The sequence below is a fragment of the Paenibacillus sp. FSL L8-0436 genome, from assembly GCF_038593025.1.
Classification (GTDB): Bacteria; Bacillota; Bacilli; order Paenibacillales; family Paenibacillaceae; genus Paenibacillus_AQ.
Genome location: NZ_CP151955.1, coordinates 2,187,314 through 2,206,949, shown reverse-complemented (window position 1 = coordinate 2,206,949; position 19,636 = coordinate 2,187,314). Strand labels below are relative to the sequence as shown.

Below are 19,636 nucleotides of genomic sequence, written 5' to 3'. Positions count from 1 at the left end.
GTTTTGTACACAACTTTTATTTTAGATCAGTTCACCTGTAAATTCCATCCTATTTGAATAAAATAGAAATCGTATGGTAAAATTTAAAGGTCTATTTTACTAATATACGGAAATAAAATGATAGAAAGTGGAGATCAGCTGGTTATGACAGAAAAAGAAAAATCACATTTAGGTTTATTGTACGATGCAAATTATGACAAGGAATTGATCGAAGAACGTTTATACGCTAAGGGAATGTGCTATGAATACAACCGGCTGCATCCGGCAAATACCGAAGGAAGAGAAGAAATCATCAAAAAACTTCTGGGAAGCACAGCAGAGCGGTTCCTGATCGAACAGCCTTTTGTCTGTGACTATGGCTATAATATTGAGGTCGGGGAAAATTTCTATATCAACCACAACAGTGTAATGCTCGATGGGGCGAAGATTACCTTCGGCGACAATGTATTCGTAGCGCCCAACTGCGGATTTTATACTGCAGGGCACCCACTCGACGTGGAACAGCGCAATCAAGGGCTGGAAGTTGCCTTTCCGATTGCAGTTGGAAACAACGTCTGGATTGGCGGCGGCGTAAGCGTCCTGCCGGGCGTGACCATCGGTGACAACACGGTCATCGGCGCCGGAAGTGTCGTAACTAAGGACATTCCCTCCGGTGTGCTGGCAGCCGGCAATCCCTGCCGGGTCATCCGTGAAATTACAGAAGCAGACCGGGATAAATACCGGCGGGAATAGCCGTCTGAGTCCATTGGATATTGTGATCTTAAGAAAGCAGCCCTGGTGAGGGCTGCTTTTTTCTTTGGCTTACTGGACAATTGCAAAAACTCAGGATATATTATTTACAATACTTTTAATAACCAATATTGAAAGTTCCAAAGGTATGGAGGATGCCCCCAATGAATCAGATCGCCAACAATTCCATTCGCGTCAAAAGGATAAATCAGGAGCTGATCAAGGAAGCCTTAAAAGCGATGAAGCAAGGCACAAAGGCTGCGGTAGCCAGCGTTACAGGGTTAAGTATAGCAACCTGCGGAAACATCCTCAATGAACTGGTCGAAACCGGCGAGGTTATTGAAACCGAACTGGAAGCTTCCAGCGGGGGACGCCCGGCAAGGCGTTTTCTGTACAATGCCGATTTCTCCTATATTGCCTGCATCTATGCCAAAACGGAGGACGGCTCGTTATCCTTAACTTTTGCGGTCACCAATTCAACCGGTGAACTTGTGGAACAAGGTCTGCTGGAACCCGAGCTTATCGACGCGGCAAGCTTGGATCATCTGGTCGCAACGCTCACACAGAAATATAACAATATTAAGGCCGTTGGTATCGGTATTCCGGGTCTTGTACATCAAGGTGTTATTAATATTTGTGATATCCATTCGTTAATCAATGTTCCGCTGGAATCACTGCTTAAGGAGAAGTACAACGTCAAGGTCACTGTAGAAAATGATATGAATCTCACCGCCTACGGATTCTACAACAAACAGTCCTATGATGAAGACTCAACCATCGTGGTGCTGACCTTTATCCGCGGCAGCTTTCCGGGCTCGGGGATTATCATTGACGGACATATTCACAAGGGAAATACCCGGTTTGCTGGCGAAGTTTCTTTTTTGCCCTTTGGAATTTCCCGGGAAGAGCAGTTCATCCGCTTAGGTGGAGATGATACCTTTCTCCCTTTGGCCGTGCATGCTGTAGCTTCATTGACCGCGGTTATTAATCCGAAGACCATTGCGCTTACGGGAGAGCAATTCAGACAAGAAGATGTGCAGCACATTCTGGAAAGCTGTCTGGAGATCATCCCCGCAGAACATATGCCTCAGCTTATCCTGCTGGATGATCCTGATGATGATTACATGAACGGCCTTATTGCCATCACACTCGACAGCATGACGTATTCTTTACAGCTTATAGAGAAACGCCGGTAATTCTGGCGGCAATCTTGCAGTAAAGATAATAAAGAACACTTCAGGAGGCCACAATCATGGCGACAAACAAAGAAAACATGCTAGCGGGCAAGCTGTACCTTGCCAGAGGTGGGGAATTAGCCCGAGACCATAAGAAATCCAGAATGCTCACCCGTTTGTTCAACAACAGTACGGAAGAACAGTTAGGATATAGAGTGCAATTGCTCAAGGAATTATTCCGTTCTACAGGGGAATCCTTACATATTGAGCCCCCTTTCCGCTGCGATTACGGCTGCAACATCACAATCGGCAATAACTTTTATGCAAATTATGACTGCATCATCATTGACGTGGCACCCGTAACCATCGGCAGCAATGTGTTATTTGGTCCAAGGGTAGGTGTATATACTGCCGGCCACCCCATTGATACAGAGGTCCGCAATACCATGCTCGAATTTGGCAAACCGATTACCATTGGAAACAACGTGTGGGTCGGCGCAAACACAGTAATAAATCCCGGTGTAAACATCGGCAGCAATGTGATCATCGGTTCCGGTGCCGTAGTCACCAAGGATATTCCCGATAATGTTATTGCTGTGGGCAACCCCTGCAAAGTGCTTAGAACCATTACCGATGAAGACAAACAGCATTGGGAAACTCTCAAAGATGAATATTATAGAGACATTGAGATTGATCAATAAGCAGCATCAGAATCCGCCGTTTTGGCGGATTTTTTTAAAATATAAGATTTTATATGCTTCACGCTATAAATTATCCTTCTATTTCCCGCTGAAACGGATACCGTCCTTTTGAGGACGGCGAAGCCGTTTCCACTTGTAGTACGCCTAGTAATTTCTGCTCAAATTCAAAAATTAATAGTTTCGAAAAACCACTTGCTTTAAAAAAGTAATATGCTATAATAAACACATAGAAGTTATTAGAAACTATAACTAAGAAATCACTCAGGAGGTAATTCAAATGACAAAGTTAAACATCGGTATTATACTCGGCAGCACTCGTCAAGGACGGGTAAGTCCGCAAGTAGGTGAATGGGTAAAAGGAATCGCAGACGCACGCGGAGATGCCAACTATGAAATCGTGGACATTGCTGATTTCAAATTGCCGCTGCTTGGTGAAAGTGATGATTACGCACCCGCTCAGGCTTGGGGAGCAAAGCTTGCCACACTTGACGGATTCGTATTTATTGCCCAGGAATATAATCACAGCCTTACGGGAGCACTCAAGAATGCACTGGATTCTGCCCGTGATGAATGGAACAATAAAGCTGCAGGTATCGTAAGTTATGGTTCTGCAGGCGGTGTACGCGCTGCTGAACACTTGCGTGGAATTCTCGGTGAACTGCAGGTTGCGGATGTCCGGGTACACCCGCTGTTGTCCTTGTTCACAGACTTCGAGAACGGTACAGTCTTCAAACCGGCTGATCTGCATACCGCAAATGTAAACGCGATGCTTGATCAAGTGCTGGCTTGGAGCGGAGCGCTAAAGACATTGCGTCAATAATAGAGTAACGATATTTCGGGCCACTTCACACCGTGAAGTGGCTTTTTTGCGTTACTCCCTCTCCCCTCTCTTCACCTCCTGGTGCCCGGCGCTAAAGCTTTAAAAGATCATGAGCCTTGGACCGCCCTCCGGCTAACCGGACGATTAGCGACGCTGCTGCCAAAAATACAGCTACACCCGCAAGAATAATAAAAAAAGAGTGGTCAAAGGCAGTACGGCCTGCCTCTTTCAATGCTTCTGCAGCCTGAGGAGGCAAGCCCTCTGCAACCAGCAGTGCTTCATCCAGACTGTCCTTCACACAAGCTTGATATTATAAATGTGCTGAAAAAGGCAGGGAGTTCACTTCAGGAAATCAAGGGATTCATGCAAAATCAGAACACCCCATTGCTCCTGGAGCTGCTCAAACAGAAGCTGGATGTCCTGGAAGTCGAGCGGAATAAAATTAAAAGGATGCAAAGCCTATTGAAAGGTGCTATTGAAATGACGGAGCAAGCTCAGGGGGAGATAGACGATAGGCCGTCGATAGAGGAATGTGAAGAGGAATATTTCATTGCCATACAATTACAACAGGGCGATGGTGACAAGGAGTTTGCTCACAAATTAAGCGAACAACGGGAATATTGCGAGAATCATTTTATTGATTGCGAGTTCCCGATTTGGACCATTCTAGACAAGGACCGCCTGGAGTCGGGAGATTATTATGTGGATTATATTGCCAATAGGCTCAAGACCCCGATTCTGGGGGAGCGGATGATCATCAAACCCAAAGGACGTTATGTCATCATGAATCATAGAGGATCGTATGAAACCATGCCCGTAACGTACTCAATTATAAACAAATATATAAGTAGCAAAGGAATGGCTATCTCCGGGAGTGCTTACTCAGTGGATCTCCTCAACTATTTGGCAGAAAAAAATCCGGACAACTATGTTATACAAATATCAGTTGAAGTTTCAGACTGCTAACGTGAAACTGTTGCCTTCCCCAGTGAAAGGCGTATTCAGGATCAGCCTAATAATAGAACGAAGACCCTGCATAATGCGTAGAGTCTTCGTTCATATCACATTCTAAGGGTCAACAATATTTTACAGCTTTATCAAAAGAAAAAGTAAATTAGTGTCCTGTTCCATGATTATTGAGAGAAATGCTGTTAACGGATACCGAATTTTTCGTCGGAGTATTATTTGCACTTGCAGAGGTAACAACTACGACTGAACTAATTACGAATACGGCTGTCAGCAACAAGATCATCTTTTTCATTGTTCAAAAACTCCCTCTCTAAGATATTTTTCATTATCTCTTGATGCCTCTCATGTTGCGAATCTGAAGCTTCACTTCTGAGCAATTCGTAAAATGCAACGGACTTCCGAAAGCCTGTTCCATCTTCAAGTTTACCACTGAGTATTAAAATATCGAGAATCAAGTTTATGGAATCAGAGATATTTTTCCTTTTATACAAGTATGTAGCGTGTAAATATTTATAATCTATATAACTTCTTACATCTTCTCTTTTCTCCTTACTTCCGATCTGCCCGATTTGATCTTTAAATAAATCAATTACCCAATCAACAGAATAGTTGTATCTTATTGCAGACTCAAGGACTGTTAACATTCCATTTAACAATTCTTCCTTACCTATACTTTGCAAAAAAACAACATACTCCGGCAAAACCTCTTCATTTCCCTCAAGTAATTCGATCACATAGCCGTTTGCTTTAGCCATGTTTTTGTAGTATTCAACTTCCTCTTTGCCTTCTTCATCTAAGTTCTTAATCCAGCTTAATTTAGTATATTGATCAATACACTTTCTTGACTCTGAGTATTGTCCCACCTTTTGGTAAGCGACTCCCTTCATTAATAAGCTATACCCAAAATAGTAGACAATATTTCTTTTTAACTGATATTTTTGAGGTGTCTTGGTATTATACTGAGAGGTTTCATATGCGATGGCGATAATTTCAAATAATTTGTCTGAAATTTCAATTACGGCTGACCAGTTCTCCCACGAAAATGATAGTTTGAGCATGTCAACCAAAGAATCCGCATTCACCCCATCTAGTTCCAGCAATTTCTATATCTCTCCTTTACATACCATTTTATACCAATTATAGTTCTCTTTTTTCCTATGGTCAATTAATCAAGCGCATACATATCTCTAAAATATCTTAATTATACCAAATCCACTAAGGGTTTTAACTATTCCGACATGGTTAATTGGATTATTAAATACAAAAGCCAGCATTTCTGCTGGCGTATTATTATACATAAACGAACCTAATAAAACCATGATTCAAACAGGCTGTTGACGGGCCTATAGATCACCATGACCAGAAGGAGCGGGCTTGGTACTTTGATTCTGTACAAGAAGCAGACAGTCGCACCAAGGCCCATGATCCAGAGCGTACCCCAGACCAGCAAATCCCGGGTCCTGCTTCCCCGCTTTAGCAAAGGCACATCGACGGCTATACAGACAGCCGCAATAGCCAGAAATAACAGCAACAGCATTTCGCTCACTCCTTGACATCGTCAATAAAAGATCTGTCTGTAATACCGATCCGGTTTATCGACATGGTGGCTTTGTAATGGACAGGCAGCGATTTCAGGTAATTGTCCCCCTTTGTCTGCTGCAGCCTGGCCCAAGCTTTAGGATTGGCACGGTAGATCATCTGTCCAAAGCCCATGACATCCACATTGTAGCGCTCGATAATTTGCTTGACGGTAGTTTCCATCCGCAGAATTATCCGCTCTTCCGATTTCCTTTCCAGTTGTCTAATCACACTCTCCGCCTCCAGGTTATCCTTGCTCTGGACTTCTTGCACATTGCCCTCCGCCTTTACATGAATATAAATATGCGGTTCACCGCCGACCATCTTCATTTTCCGTTTAGTGGTTGTCCGTATCGCTTCAATAACAATAGGCCGGCCGTCGTCCCCTATTACATTACCTGAGGTTTTGACAACGTTATCGGTGATGTAATTGTAGCCGATTGTCTCTTTATCACTTAACCACCCGACCATCCTGTCTTTCTTGAATACAGCTAAGCTACGGTATTGTAAATTGGCTTTAGGTACGCTCTGTTCCAGATTGCTCATCTTGTCGCCTTCGCTGGTATTGCCATCCACCTCCACTCCGGTCAACACCGGGTTAATTCCTTCATACAGCAGATCATCAACGAACTTGTTAAGGGAGACAGCAGTTGTTTTGGCTGATATCTTGTAGGATTTGTCCAGGGAACTAAACAATTTATTCGCCGCTATTTTATCAAGCGGGGTGAGAACCTTCAGCACTTCTTCGGCTGTGGTCCCTTTCGCGACCATGACAAAGTAATCATTCCGCGGCTCCCGGCTGCGCTTCAGTACATCAAGTGTCTCGGCGATCCCGGCCCGGGCTAGCTCCTCTCCGATCACCAGTACACGGATATGCCCTTTGTAGCTGGTTCTCGAACTGATGAGAGTGTATTGCCGGTCCGCTTCATAGATCGTGGGCACTGTGAAGCTGGATACAACCACTGGTACCCCGCCGCCGCCGCCCGCTCCTCCAGCTGTCTGTGAAGAAATCGAAGAAGGAATAACCACCTGCATCGTGACCTTGTAGCCGGATTCTGACTTATCCAGTCCCATTCCCAGCACAAAGGCTATTTCATTTAATTCCTTTCTTTCCCAGCAACCGCTAAGCAGCAGGGGAATGAGAAGGGCAAGCAGCAGCCGAAGGAGTTTACTTTTTATTGGGCTCATAAGCCGGTTCCTTCCCCTTGGAAGTGTCTTGACGGTTTAAATTCTGTACTTTCAAGTTAGCCGGCCTTGTCTTTAAAAGCGGCCAAGGAAGGCGGAAGATCGAATCCTTCAGATCTTTCGATTCGTATGGAGCGATTGGACTCATATAAGGCATGCCGAATGAACGAAGGCTTGCCAAATGCAGCACAATCAAAAACACGCCAAACAATATCCCGTACAATCCTATAAAACCAGCAAGCACGATAAATACAAAACGAATCATTCTTGCGGCAATGGCCATGCCCGACTCCGGTATGACAAAGCTGGAAATGGCCGTAATGGATACAATAATAACCATCGCCGATGAGATAAAACCCGCCGCAACAGCTGCCTGGCCAATGACCAGCGTACCGACGATAGAGATGGCCTGCCCTATATTCTTCGGTATTCTCACGCCCGCTTCCCGGAGAATCTCATACGTCAATTCCATAAGCAGCGCCTCCACGAAAGCCGGAACCGGGACGCTCTCCCGTTGTGCGGCAAGGCTTATGACCAGACTGGTAGGGATCATCTCCTGATGATACGTAGTAACCGCCACGTAAAAGGAGGGGGCAAGCATCGTAATAAAAAAAGAAAGAAAGCGAACAAACCGCAGCAAGGTACCAATATCGGACCGCTGATAATAATCTTCGGCAGATTGGAAAAAGGAGACAAAAAAGCAAGGCACCAACAGGACAAAAGGCGTTCCGTCCACAAGAATCGCCACTTTCCCTTCCAGAATTCCCGCCGCGATGGTATCCGGCCGGTCACTGTTATAGATTGTCGGGAAAGGCGTGGCAGTCTTATCCTGAATAAATTCTTCGATATATCCGCTCTCCAGAATGCTGTCTGTATCTATTTGGTCCAATCGGCGCTTTACCTCCAGCACCAGGTCAGGGCTTGCGATATTAGTGAGATACATAATGGACACGCTGGTCTGCGTCACCTTGCCGATCTGGAAGGTTTCGAGCCACAGGTGACTGTCTTTTATTTTTCTTCGGATCAATGACGTGTTCGTTCTCATATTCTCTGTGAACGCCTCCATCGGTCCCCTCACAACCGATTGCGAGCTGGGTTCACTTACACTCCGGTCATCCCACCCGGGAAGCCCGATCCGCAGGGCACTCGATATTCCGTCCACCAGCACCATCACATTGCCGGACATCAGCTGATACACAAATTGTCTCAGATCATCAGTAACAGATAGATCTCCTGCGATGAGGATACGTTTCTGCAGAAGCTCAAACTTCTGCCCGGCATCAAGATCCCGCAGCAGCTCGGGGGCACAGCCTTCCTGAAGGGAAAAAAGAATAGAGTTATGCAGCACCTGCGTGTCTATAAGACCATCTATATAGATCACTGCAATTTGCGTACATGGATCCAGCTGCAATTCTTTGATTATCAGATCGGTGCTTTTCCCGAGCAATTGGGATAGCTGCTTCTGATTATCCTCTAGCCGGTGTGACAATGGGCTCCTAAGGATATCCTCCATAACGTAACCTCCGTTTTTCGTGAACAAGCTGTCCTTAGTATGATGCGGAATTTGATAATTATCCCGATTCCACCTCTATTTTGTTTAGGGTGCATAATTATGGAAGGATATTGCATGCTAAGGAAAATGATATTGAAACGCTGAAGAGGGCTTGCAGCAGATACGGAGGAATCACATGGGACTTGAAAAGGACCAGATCAGTACCGCTCAAATGATAGTACTCGGGCTTTTTACTCTTATTGGGGACATGGCGCTTACATATCCTTCTGTAATGACAGCAGGAGCTCACGAAGATGCGTGGATCGCCGGCCTCATTAGTATTCCCTTGGGTCTCGCAACCCTAAAGCTGATGATAACTACAGCCAATATTGATCCTAATAAAACAATTATCGAGCTTTCACAACAAATTTTAGGAAAATGGGCAGGTGGAGCGGTAGCTCTGAGTTATTTATTCTTTTTTCTCATTGCTGCCTCTACCTATGTCAGGGAAATTGAAGATTTTATGTGCACACAGGTTTACGAGGCGACCCCCGGGGGAGTTATCCGCTTCATGGCCATTGTTCTGCTGGTGTATGGCTTAAGACTGGGTCTGGAAACGCTGGGGCGGGCGGCCCAGATTTTCCTCCCTTTCTTTACGGTTTTTCTGATTGGTATGCTCGCTCTGCTGATTCCCGATATGCGTATAGAGCAGATCTATCCGATTATGAATACACCGTTTCCTGACATGCTGCACACGGTTTTTTTCGGGGTGTTTTATCCGTTTGGGGAATTATGCGTATTCTTCATGGTGTATCCCTATGCCAAAAAACAAAGCAATACAAGCCGGAATATATTCATCGCCCTGCTCATCGGAGGGGTTGGACTAAACCTTATTTTGTTTCTTTCCCTGACGGTGCTTGGGGCTTATTTCTCCGAGCATAACTTCTATGCAGCCTATATTCTTGCCCAAAGGATCAACATCGGCAATTTTTTGCAGCGGCTTGAGGCTTTAATGGCTACCACATGGATTATTAGCACCTATTTCAAAACAGCGCTTTACTTCTACGCCTTTGTCTTAGGGACCGCCCAGCTGCTGAAGCTGAAATCATACCGCCCCCTAATTTTTCCGGTGGCATTTTTGATTTACGGGCTGACCCATCTGATTGCAAAAGATATTATTTTCTACGTCAAAGAAGTCCCCGCCTACTGGGTAGACTGGGACTTCACTTATTCCATCGTTTTCCCGCTAATGCTGCTCATTGTCTATCACATCAAAAAACGCATCTGAACTTACGCCCGTCCCGTACTGTAGCTCTCCTCCGGCCCAAGGCAGGTATAGGGCAGCGCGGAAACAGACAGCACCAGCTTTTGCACAACCAGTCCGGCAGCGAGCCTGTAAAAACGGAGAGTGTGCACCCCTTGGGTCAGTGTATGACGGGTGACAGGCGTATGAATATTGTCCATAACGGCGCGGCACCAAGGTTCATTGTCATGGTTGCCGCCTTCATAGTCCGGCGGCAGGGCGTCCGCAATCACCGGAGTTTCGCCATCAAAACCTGCCGCATATTTCAAGCCTCTGACCGGTGACAGATTGTTTGTCGGAGCAAGATAGGCGGTCAAGGTATACTCCCCGTCCTGACGCACCAGAATCCGGTACTCCAGATATGGCGCATGCTCCGGCCCGGCAAAAGCTGCTCCGGCCGGGAACATTTTGACCGAGGATAAAGAACGGCCATAGTTCTCGATAATCCTCCATTCAACTCCGGATTTCGCAACACGGCTTAGGGCATGCTCCGCCTCAACCGCCACGATATTATGAGCTTCAATAAAGGTTGCCGGCGGCACCTCCCGGAGGTCAAACCAGTCCAAGGATACCTCGATCCTAACCGTTCCTCCGGTACCGGTGAGGGTAATTTCACCCGACTCCTCCCCCTTTGCTTTCTCCCAGTCCACACTTACCTGTATCGTCTTCCCTGTGTCCACCCACTCCTGCATTCTATCCAGCCTGATCCAGTCCTCATTGCAGTCTGCCCGATACATGAAGCCCGCCGCTCCGCCATTACTGATCGTGATCTCATACGTCTCTTGGTGCAGATTGCTGAATACCGGGAGAGTAGCCGTACCCGTAACATATCCTTGCTCCGTTCCCTCTACATCAACGATCATTTGAGATTCCTGACCAGGAATTATGGTGTGCACCGCCGGATACTTCCACCCTTCCGCATCCCAGTGGACATACCCGACATGAGCGGAACTCATCATTCCCTGCCACTTCCCTCCTGAAAGCCGGGTATTATAATAATGCTCCAGTTCCTTATCCCGCTCAATTGCTTCCGTTGTCAACTCCGCGTAGGTGTTGGCCAGAACACTGCCCCGCTCAGCGTACAGCTTGCTCAGTCCGGCATAGATATGCATTTTGACCACATTGGCCGAAGCTACCGCAGGATAATAGACGAGCTGATAATAGGCATCCTTCTGCGATTCAGGGATCAACGCATTATAGGTATCGGCTGCGTTTTCAATTCCAAGCGCCAGCTGCAAAACTCTCTGCGCCTCGTGACCGTTCACAAGGCTAAAGGTTGAAGTATTGATAATTTCCGGTTCGCGCCGGCCGCCTGAACCTCCGGTTTCGTTCGGCTCGAATGAATACAGGGGCATGATTGCAAAATCCTTGATGCATTCAGGCAATAATACAAGATTGAAGACAGCGATAGCAAAAGCAGTGAAAGGCGAGGACGTCACGATCGCCTACATCGGAGGTTCCATCACTCAAGGTGCGGGGGCCAAGCCTATACATACCGGGTGTTATGCCTATCAGTCCTATTTAAGATTTAAGGAACTATTCGGCAAGGACGGCGGAGAGAACATTCATTATGTGAAGGCCAGAGTAGGCGGAACGCCATCGGAGCTTGGGGTCATACGCTATGAAAGAGATATTCTCAGGGACGGTGCCGTAACACCAGACGTCGTAGTGGTGGAATTCGCGGTAAACGACGAGGACGATGAAACAAAGGGCAACTGCTTTGAAAGCCTCTGCCTGAAGATCCCTTCCGCGAGCAACCAGCCGGCCGTGATCCTGCTGTTCAGTGTTTTTGTGAATGACTGGAACCTCCAGGAACGGTTCTCCCCCGTAGGCATGCACTATCATCTCCCTATGGTGAGTGTAAAGAACGCAGTGACAGAACAGTTCCGACTGATTAAAGCTGAAGGTAATATCATATCGAAAAGGCAATTTTTCTATGATATCTATCATCCCACTAACGACGGTCACCGGGTAATGGCGGATTGCCTCACCTTCTTATTCTCCGAGACCTATAAATCACTTACGACCGGCGGGGATATCACACTGGATAAACTGCCCGTTCTGGGGAATGATTTTGCCTGCACCCGGCTGCTGGACCGCAAGAGCCATACAGGTCCCGAATTTGGAAAAGCGGACATTCTCGTCGATGGCAAACTGGTGGTCACTGCTGATCCGTATACGAACAACTGGACACATTGCAACCCGGTTATCCTGTACCAGAATGAGCTTAACTTGGAGCATGTGATAGAAATAAGAATGGCCGCCGGTGATGAGGACAAATGCTTCACGATCCTGGGCTTCGGCTATAACGTATAAGAGCTGAATATCTGTACAACCCATCAAGACAAATATCAAAAGAATCAAACAACCCGAATAAGGCGCTGTTTGATTCTTTTTTTGTAGCCCTCGTACAAATTAGCCAGCGGGTCATTAGCACTCAATAAAAAACGGCCTCAACCGTGACATCAATCAAGTCGTTGCTGCTCATTTTCAATGTATGCAATAAACCGCTTGGCAGTTGGAGAAATATGACGATCCTCTCTCCACTTTAAGCCTATTTCCCAATACCAGCCCTCATCAGTAATCGGAATCCAAACAAGTTCATCCAACATCAAGCCCATAGTCTTAGGCAGGACAGATACACCGAGATTTGACTTAATAAATCCGGCTACTGTGATTAAGTCCTCGGCTTCATACGCCGAATCAAGGACAAAACCAGTATGTTGGAAACGTGACATAATCGTCGCTTTTAATCCGCAGTTGTTTTTCAAACCAATGAAGGGTTCGCCCGACAGCTCTGCCAAACTCAAAGCTGGACGATTCGCTAAATGATGCTGGGAGGATACAACAATAAACAATGGTATATTTTGCATAACCACCCATTTATGATTGTCTAAAGTAGATTCCTTCGATGTAATCATAAGATCCGAATGTCCTTGTTCCAAATGATCATCTATATCTCCAAGATTTCCTTGCGTCAATTCAAAGCGGACTTTGGGATGGTCTAATTGATAGCTTCGGACTAAATGGGGAATTAAGTCAACGCCAAGAATATTGAGATAGGATAAAGTAATAACCCCCGTATCCGGGTTAGACCATTCTTCGATTTCTTTTACGCCGTTTTCAATATTTTGCAATGCTTTGCCGACCCATTTAGAGAACATTGCGCCATTACGGTTCAGCTTCACATTTCGCCCATTGCGCTCAAACAAGGGAGCGCCGATTTCGTTCTCCAGTTTGGCAATCGCATGACTTAGGGCTGGCTGGGTAATGCCGAGTGCCTTTGAAGCCATCGTCATGTGTTCTAACCGTGCAACAGTCATAAAGTACTCTAATTGTGTAAGCTCCATAACATGACCTTCTTTATATTAATATTATTCATTAGTTTTATGAATATAATAAATTGGACGTTATAAAAGAGTCAAGTGTAATATTATAACCAGCTCCTCTTGAACATTACATAAAGGTTTAAGGGACAGAGCGCTGAACACACGGATTCAGTTATTCATAATAAGGAGGTATAGATATGGGTAGAGCATTTGAATACTCGGCAACAGAATTTAAAGGCAAGAAAGTGCTAGTAACGGGCGGGACAAAAGGAATGGGACAAGCTGTTGTGAATAGACTTGCAAGCAGCGGAGCAATAGTCCTGACAACGGCCCGTTCCCTTTCTGCTGACATGGCACATTCGGTTAAATTCGTTCAAGCTGATCTTGTGTCACCTGAAGGGGTAGAGCAAGTGATTACAGCAGTGAAAGAACAGCTTGGCGGTATCGATATTATTGTCCATTGTGTAGGCGGATCAACTACTCCGCCAGGCGGCGCTCTTGTTCTTAGCGATGACGATTGGCTGCAGGCCTTAAATTGGAATCTTCTGGCCGCAGTCCGGCTTGATCGCGGCCTTATTCCATTGATGTTGGAAAATAAATCAGGTGTTATTCTTCATTTCACCTCAATCCAAAGGAGATTGCCCCTTTATGAAACTACATTAGCTTATGCAGCAGCTAAAGCTGCTCTCGCTAATTACAGCAAGGGACTTTCTAATGAATTTTCTCCCCGTGGCATTCGGATTAATTCATTGTCTCCTGGTTTTATTCAAACTGAGGCAGCAGATGCGTTAATTGATCGGATGCAAACTACAACAGGAAGCAGAGAAGGTGCGCTCCAGCAGCTTATGGATTCGCTCGGAGGTATTCCAATTGGCCGGCCGGGATTACCTGAAGAAGTCGCTGAGCTGGTTGCATTTTTGGTTTCTGACCGTGCAGCATCCATTACAGGAAGCGAATATGTCATTGATGGCGGTACCATTCCGACAGTTTAATTGTTCAAACTAAATAAGGGGGAGAAATAATGGAAATCGATCAAATCCCTGCTGCGATCAGTAAATTTATTGATGCATCGAATAAGCCCGATCCGGAAGCATTTGTAAACTGCTTTTCAGAAGATGCCGTTGTGTTGGATGAAGGAAAAAAGCGGATTGGCCAAAAAGCGATTAAAGAATGGAGTGATCAATACCATTTTGGAGCAAACGTAACATTAGAGCCAAAAGCAGTAAAAGAAAATAAGGATGAGGTTGTTGTAACATGCAAGTTGGATGGAACTTATGACAAAACAGGTTTACCCGATCCGTTATTGCTGGAATATCACTTCAGCATTGCAGATGATCAAATTGTGAGCTTATCCATTTTCTAAGATATTACAAAAGAGATTAAAGAGGACAATCGGATAGAGGGTGTACTCCCTGTTTCACCATTGGGAAAACGTAGGCCCAGCCATTGGTATGTAGCCAGGGCTTTCTCTTCGGCAGCGATGTCTTCATAGAGACCGGCCAGCGGATCGCCCTGATACAACCAGCAAAACGAGCAACCCGGCTTGGGCTGCTCGTTTTGTTCAGCTTATTTACATAAGCCTTAGTCGTTAAACTCTACTATGAGAAATTGAACTGCTTCTTATGGTGCAAGGACCTTATCCAAGAGACGGATGATCATCACTACTGATTCGGCACGGGAAGCAGATTCGTTCGGTTTGAACGCTCCGTTGCCTTTACCCGATACGATACCTGCATTAGCAAAGGCATTGATTTGCTCTGCTGCCCAGTTCGTAGAGACGTCGGAAAATTGCGTCGATGTGCTGGTAACATAGTTCGTAAGACGAGCCAGCATAGTCACAATCTCCGCACGGGTTATCTCCTGCGTGGGATGGAATGAACCATCGGCGTAGCCCATAATCACTCCATTCTCTTGAAGCGCAACAATCGCCTCCGAAGCCCAATGCCCTTGCGTATCGGAGAATCCGGTCCCCCCCGAAGCTGTCAGACCAAAAGCCTTTACAAGCATTGCAGCAAACTCAGCGCGCGTTACTTTGGCGTCAGGATGGTATGAACCATCCGCATAGCCAGTTACGATCCCCATCAGGGCCGCGCGTTCAACGAACGCTGCACTCCACAGAGCTGCAGGTACGTCCGGGAATTTAACAACAGAAGCTGTTCGCTCTTTCGCCAAGATAGCTTTAACCTTATCTAAGTCTACTCTGTCGTTGAACACAGGTTTCACTCCGGTTGCTTCGCAGGCTCTACAGTTACAGCTGGTGTTGCTGTCGGCGTTGATATTGGTGTTGGTGTTGGCGTTGCTGTTGGTGTTGGCGTTACTGCCGGTGTTGGCGTTGCTGCCGGTGTCGTGCCTCCATTGTTGTTGCCTGTGGCCGCCGTTACCGAAACCGATATCTCCTTCTTGATTCCCCCAAAAGATATTACGATCGAGGCCGTCCCCGTGCCAGCCGCTGTCACTACCCCTGTTTCACTCACAGTAGCAACAGAAGTCGCGCTCGATACATAATTCGCATCCAAGGTCTTAAGGACAGTAGAAAGATCCGAATATTTTGCCGTCACCGACAAGGCTTGCGTTTGACCTGCTTTCAAGGAGAGCGAAGCAGGTGTTACAGCCAGATCAACCAAGGTCAGAATTGGAACCTCAGTAACCACAATTGGAATCGCAATTGATTTGCCGCCGAACGAAGCCGTGATCGTTACCCCTTTACCCACCGCAACGCCCGTAATGACACCTTCACCCGATACCGAGGCAATGGCAGGGTCCGAAGTCGTCCAAATGACCTGATCCGTTACAACCGTATTCACTGCATTGTCATATACTGCTGTGATAACAGAAGCAGCTGTCTGACCCGCCTGCAATGTGTGAGTGCCTGGATCAGCTGTCAGCTTAAGCAGAACAGGAACCATACCTTCAGCCTGAACGGTTACAGAAATTTTAACTGGCGACATGTTGCCGTAACTCGCCTGGATTGTAGCCCCGCCAATTCCGACAGCGTGAATGATGCCTTTGGCATCTACCGTAGCTACACTCTCATTCGAAGAAATCCATGTTGCTTGATTCGTGACATCGACAGCGGAATTATCGCTATAGGTAGCGGTAAGAACAGTCCCGCGCTCGTCACCGACCTTTAACGTCAATTCGGCTGGTGATACTGCCACGGAAGTTACCTTTAGCTCATCCTTCTTCTCAATCGTGTAGTTGTCGATCAATTCTTCGCTTTCCGTAGTACGAGCTTGAATTATAATTTTATCATGGCTAACTTGAATTGCAGAGTATACCGGAACATCATCGTCAAACATGAAATTCAGATACTCATATTTTGTTCCATCGTAGAACTTCCAGCCAGATGCGCCTCCGTCCAAATAGACAGTCCCCTGCTCTCCGTTCAACAATGGCTTCCCTTCACTCATTGGATAGGTGCGCGCGTACACGTGGTCGTGGCCTTCCAGCACCAAGTCTACTTTTAATTCTTCCAGAATAGGGGCAAAATATGTTTGTGTATATTCGATCATATTGCCGCGTCCATCTTCGGTATGATAAGCAGGTTTATGGAACATAACAATCTTCCATTTTTTATTACTTTTTTGAATATCCTCACGAAGCCAAGCTGCTTGCTTGTCCATGGTTACTTCGTCTGCTTCGGAGTTCAGCACAATGAAATGCACCTCGCCTGAATCGAATGAATATGCATACTCCTTCTGGATATCAGGCCCATTATTTGGAAGATCCAATCCCTTGGCAAAAATATCTTTGCCTTCCCCTTTAACATCATGATTCCCCATTGTGTAACCAGAAGGAATAGAGGATGCGTAGATCGATGAAGCTTCCCAGAACTGGTTCCACTCATTCAAGATCGACCCATCGTCAACCATATCGCCGCCATGCATAATGAACTGGGTGTCCGGATAATTAGTTAAAGCATTGCTGATCAATTGTTGATAAATTGCAAGCCCATTATCACCTTTGGTATGCGAATCGGTTACAAATACAAAAGAAACGGGATGATCCGGTACTGCCTCCAATGTCTTGTAATCGTACCACCTACTCCAATGTCCTTCGTAGCCGACTCTGTAATGATAATCCGTACCTGACTCGAGGCCAGTAACCAATGATTTATGGAACTTAATTTCGCCCAGAGGCCCACCTGCGACCTCATGAATGACCTCCACATCAGAAAGCGCAAGCTGCTCTGCCGCTTTTTCCGGTGCATTACTCAAGTCACTATTAACCAAATCGCTATCTTTCACATATTGGATAGAAGTTTCTTGAACTCTAGGTGCCGTCTGCCACCCTACACTCATCATTGTGCTCATATCTTCGGTAACAAAGGTTTGTACATATTTCGGATCGTCCCCACCAAACTGAGAAACAACCGTCATGCTGATACTCTCGCTGGTACCGCCATCCTTGACCGCTTGCACTTTCCAGGTGCCTATTGCAAGGTTAGCTAGTGACGTATGGATCTCTCCCCTGGCATCCGTCAAGCCCAACCCTTCGGTAAGATCCTTCTGCTGTACATCAGCGGATGGTATGTAACCGGTCTTGGTTCCATCCGGCATATACACTTTTACAAATCCGGTTGTACTTCCTGTTGCGGCGAAAAATTGCCCGTTTTTCTCTGCCGCCAGCAACACTGCGGACGAACTATCAGCGCTCGTATATATATTGGAACCCTCAGCTGTTACGGTCACATAAGTCTGAGGGCCGTTTGTATCGGTAAAATCAATTTCCGCTCCTTCTACCGGATCTCCTGCGTGAGTTGTGACGGTGATTATATTCTGTGTTTGCAGGCCTGATCCCTTAACTTTTAGAGTGTACGGAAACCCGATCTTATAATTAACCGGTGAGGCAAAGGAATTCACCGAAGGGCCGCCGTCATACCCAAAGCCGCCCCCCACCATAGCAATATGCTTATACGTCTCGCCACGTTCCATCTTCGCGGATCTATTCACGTCGAAATCGATGATTGCCAGCGCATCCGCATGGTCGCCTTGCAGTCCCTCTGCACTAAATTCAACATAACCGCCTGCATTATCGATGGTAGTCTGCACATTGCTTAAATCGGAACGTGCGTTAATAGCATTCGCTTGCAGCGTCTCCAGATCGAACTTGATCTTAGCATGCACGCGCTTGGCTTCGCCTACATCCTTCGCCTCGAGCTTCAACCGGTAGGTCTCGTTGCTGACAGCTTCCGCTGGAGCTTCTAATGTAAACATGGCGCCATGCTCAATATTAAAAGCATACTCTGCTGCTGCCGGATTGCCGGCCAGATCTTTAACTTCTGCCAGCACTTGATGATAGCCGCCGCCGAGCGGTATAGCCGGGTGATAGGTTATCACCTTATTATTCAGATCATATGTATAGGCCGCCGGTGCAACAGACTGACCATCTACAGTTAACCGGATCGAGTCGGGATCGATACCCGACTTAACATCATCCGCTGACAGGATAATGTCGGAGACGGGGGCGTTCAAGGTTTGATTGGGAGTAGGTGTAGTTGGACTTAATACAGGAACATCCATATCTTCATCCACCGGTTCATCATAAATGAGCCTGACGTCGTCAATCCAAACCGAGCCTTTATTCTTTTTGCTCATTTGTCTTTCTTTCATCTGGAAGTAGAACGCCAGGGTACCCGGCAGAGTCAAATCAGCCCCTATTTCAGCCTCTACATACTTCCAGCCGCTCCAGTCTATACCTACCTCTTCACTCCTAATCTCATACGTTTTGGATTTTCCAGTGGATGAAACGTAGAACTTAGAGGTTAGACCATGTCCTTCGTTATTGGCGTATACCCACATCCCGATTTTTTTGGGAACTCTGTTTGTTAACGCCAACTGAGTTGCAGGCCCTACCGCAACTTGGGATGGATTATCTGTTACACCAATGAAGTCATAATCAATCCGTAAGGACTTTGCCCCGTTACGAACGTATTTCGGATTCGTTTCAAGCGCCATACTGCCGCTATGAATGCGTGCACTGTCAAAGGCTAAGTCAGCTAAGTTAACCTTTTCGAAATCTTCTGCCATGACGATACCGCTAGGCTCCGCTGCATCTCCATAGACGGTCGATGACGATGAAAGGGAGGGTGGAATGAACGGGAGCAGAACCGTCACTGCCAATATCCCGCTCAATACTCTCTTTACAAATGGATGATGATAACTCACTAACTTTCACGCTCCTTGTTGTCTGTTCTTGTTAACTTCGAAACCTCTTTATAAAAATTAAAATTTTAAAGAACAAGTTATTACAGCATAACGCGGCAACATGTTCGTAAGATCATCGCAATGTAAGCAATAAAAAAATTTCAGAACATGAAAAAAGAGCCGCAGAACTATCTCTGGGCTCTTTCTCC

Annotated in this window: 18 protein-coding genes and 1 pseudogene; 9 read left to right on the top strand and 10 right to left on the bottom strand. The window is 46.2% G+C overall.

Features of this window, described 5'->3' with window-relative positions:
- Positions 1-144: 144 nt before the first annotated feature.
- From NSS79_RS09810 to NSS79_RS09795, 4 genes are all read left to right on the top strand, one after another.
- Positions 145-732, top strand: coding sequence for a sugar O-acetyltransferase (locus tag NSS79_RS09810; protein ID WP_342439196.1), 588 nt, complete (start codon positions 145-147; stop codon positions 730-732).
- A 161-nt stretch (positions 733-893) separates the two neighbouring features.
- A complete protein-coding gene (locus tag NSS79_RS09805; RefSeq protein WP_342439195.1) occupies positions 894-1,925 on the top strand; it encodes an ROK family protein in 1,032 nt (343 codons plus the stop codon).
- A gap of 56 nt (positions 1,926-1,981) precedes the next feature.
- Positions 1,982-2,605, top strand: a complete 624-nt coding sequence (locus NSS79_RS09800) for a sugar O-acetyltransferase (protein WP_342439194.1) — start codon at positions 1,982-1,984, stop codon at positions 2,603-2,605.
- A gap of 277 nt (positions 2,606-2,882) precedes the next feature.
- A complete protein-coding gene (locus NSS79_RS09795; protein ID WP_076113308.1) occupies positions 2,883-3,425 on the top strand; it encodes an NADPH-dependent FMN reductase in 543 nt (180 codons plus the stop codon).
- A gap of 91 nt (positions 3,426-3,516) precedes the next feature.
- Here NSS79_RS09795 and NSS79_RS09790 read toward each other — a convergent pair whose 3' ends face one another.
- The gene (locus tag NSS79_RS09790; protein ID WP_342439193.1) at positions 3,517-3,723 is read right to left on the bottom strand and encodes a hypothetical protein; all 207 of its coding nucleotides are present in this window, start codon (positions 3,721-3,723) and stop codon (positions 3,517-3,519) included.
- A 65-nt stretch (positions 3,724-3,788) separates the two neighbouring features.
- Here NSS79_RS09790 and NSS79_RS09785 point away from each other — a divergent pair, with 65 nt between their 5' ends.
- On the top strand, positions 3,789-4,391 hold the full coding sequence (locus NSS79_RS09785) for a hypothetical protein (protein ID WP_342439192.1): 603 nt from the start codon (positions 3,789-3,791) through the stop codon (positions 4,389-4,391).
- A gap of 251 nt (positions 4,392-4,642) precedes the next feature.
- Here the strand turns inward: NSS79_RS09785 and NSS79_RS09780 are convergent, their stop codons facing one another.
- The 4 genes from NSS79_RS09780 to NSS79_RS09765 form a co-directional block, all read right to left on the bottom strand.
- Positions 4,643-5,494, bottom strand: a complete 852-nt coding sequence (locus NSS79_RS09780) for a DNA-binding protein (protein WP_342439191.1) — start codon at positions 5,492-5,494, stop codon at positions 4,643-4,645.
- Positions 5,495-5,700: 206 nt separating this feature from the next.
- Complete coding sequence (locus NSS79_RS09775) at positions 5,701-5,931, bottom strand: hypothetical protein (protein ID WP_342439190.1); 231 nt, start codon at positions 5,929-5,931, stop codon at positions 5,701-5,703.
- Positions 5,932-5,936: 5 nt separating this feature from the next.
- Positions 5,937-7,160 carry a Ger(x)C family spore germination protein gene (locus NSS79_RS09770; RefSeq protein ID WP_342439189.1) on the bottom strand — a complete coding sequence of 408 codons (1,224 nt, stop codon included), beginning with the start codon at positions 7,158-7,160 and terminating at the stop codon, positions 5,937-5,939.
- Positions 7,141-8,670: a spore germination protein gene (locus NSS79_RS09765; RefSeq protein ID WP_340899533.1), complete on the bottom strand. Its 1,530-nt coding sequence runs from the start codon at positions 8,668-8,670 to the stop codon at positions 7,141-7,143. The genes NSS79_RS09770 and NSS79_RS09765 overlap by 20 nt, the downstream gene beginning before the upstream one ends.
- Positions 8,671-8,845: 175 nt before the next feature.
- On the opposite strand from NSS79_RS09765, the gene NSS79_RS09760 reads away from it, so the two are divergent.
- On the top strand, positions 8,846-9,937 hold the full coding sequence (locus tag NSS79_RS09760; protein ID WP_342439188.1) for an endospore germination permease: 1,092 nt from the start codon (positions 8,846-8,848) through the stop codon (positions 9,935-9,937).
- Positions 9,938-9,939: 2 nt separating this feature from the next.
- Here the strand turns inward: NSS79_RS09760 and NSS79_RS09755 are convergent, their stop codons facing one another.
- Positions 9,940-11,307, bottom strand: coding sequence for a hypothetical protein (locus tag NSS79_RS09755; protein WP_342439187.1), 1,368 nt, complete (start codon positions 11,305-11,307; stop codon positions 9,940-9,942).
- Between NSS79_RS09755 and NSS79_RS09750 the strand changes: the two genes are divergently transcribed.
- Positions 11,306-12,268, top strand: a complete 963-nt coding sequence (locus NSS79_RS09750) for an SGNH/GDSL hydrolase family protein (RefSeq protein WP_342439186.1) — start codon at positions 11,306-11,308, stop codon at positions 12,266-12,268. The two genes, NSS79_RS09755 and NSS79_RS09750, sit on opposite strands and share 2 nt — an antisense overlap.
- Positions 12,269-12,417: 149 nt before the next feature.
- Here NSS79_RS09750 and NSS79_RS09745 read toward each other — a convergent pair whose 3' ends face one another.
- Positions 12,418-13,302: a LysR family transcriptional regulator gene (locus tag NSS79_RS09745; protein WP_342439185.1), complete on the bottom strand. Its 885-nt coding sequence runs from the start codon at positions 13,300-13,302 to the stop codon at positions 12,418-12,420.
- Positions 13,303-13,478: 176 nt separating this feature from the next.
- Here NSS79_RS09745 and NSS79_RS09740 point away from each other — a divergent pair, with 176 nt between their 5' ends.
- The gene (locus NSS79_RS09740; protein WP_342439184.1) at positions 13,479-14,273 is read left to right on the top strand and encodes an SDR family oxidoreductase; all 795 of its coding nucleotides are present in this window, start codon (positions 13,479-13,481) and stop codon (positions 14,271-14,273) included.
- Between the two features lie 29 nt (positions 14,274-14,302).
- On the top strand, positions 14,303-14,644 hold the full coding sequence (locus NSS79_RS09735) for a nuclear transport factor 2 family protein (RefSeq protein ID WP_076113296.1): 342 nt from the start codon (positions 14,303-14,305) through the stop codon (positions 14,642-14,644).
- A 77-nt stretch (positions 14,645-14,721) separates the two neighbouring features.
- Here NSS79_RS09735 and NSS79_RS09730 read toward each other — a convergent pair.
- From NSS79_RS09730 to NSS79_RS09720, 3 genes and pseudogenes are all read right to left on the bottom strand, one after another.
- Positions 14,722-14,796: pseudogene (locus NSS79_RS09730) on the bottom strand (spore coat protein CotJC); the annotation flags it as partial.
- A gap of 105 nt (positions 14,797-14,901) precedes the next feature.
- Positions 14,902-15,495: an S-layer homology domain-containing protein gene (locus NSS79_RS09725; protein WP_342439183.1), complete on the bottom strand. Its 594-nt coding sequence runs from the start codon at positions 15,493-15,495 to the stop codon at positions 14,902-14,904.
- A gap of 5 nt (positions 15,496-15,500) precedes the next feature.
- On the bottom strand, positions 15,501-19,448 hold the full coding sequence (locus NSS79_RS09720; protein ID WP_342439182.1) for an Ig-like domain-containing protein: 3,948 nt from the start codon (positions 19,446-19,448) through the stop codon (positions 15,501-15,503).
- Between the last annotated feature and the right edge of the window lie 188 nt (positions 19,449-19,636).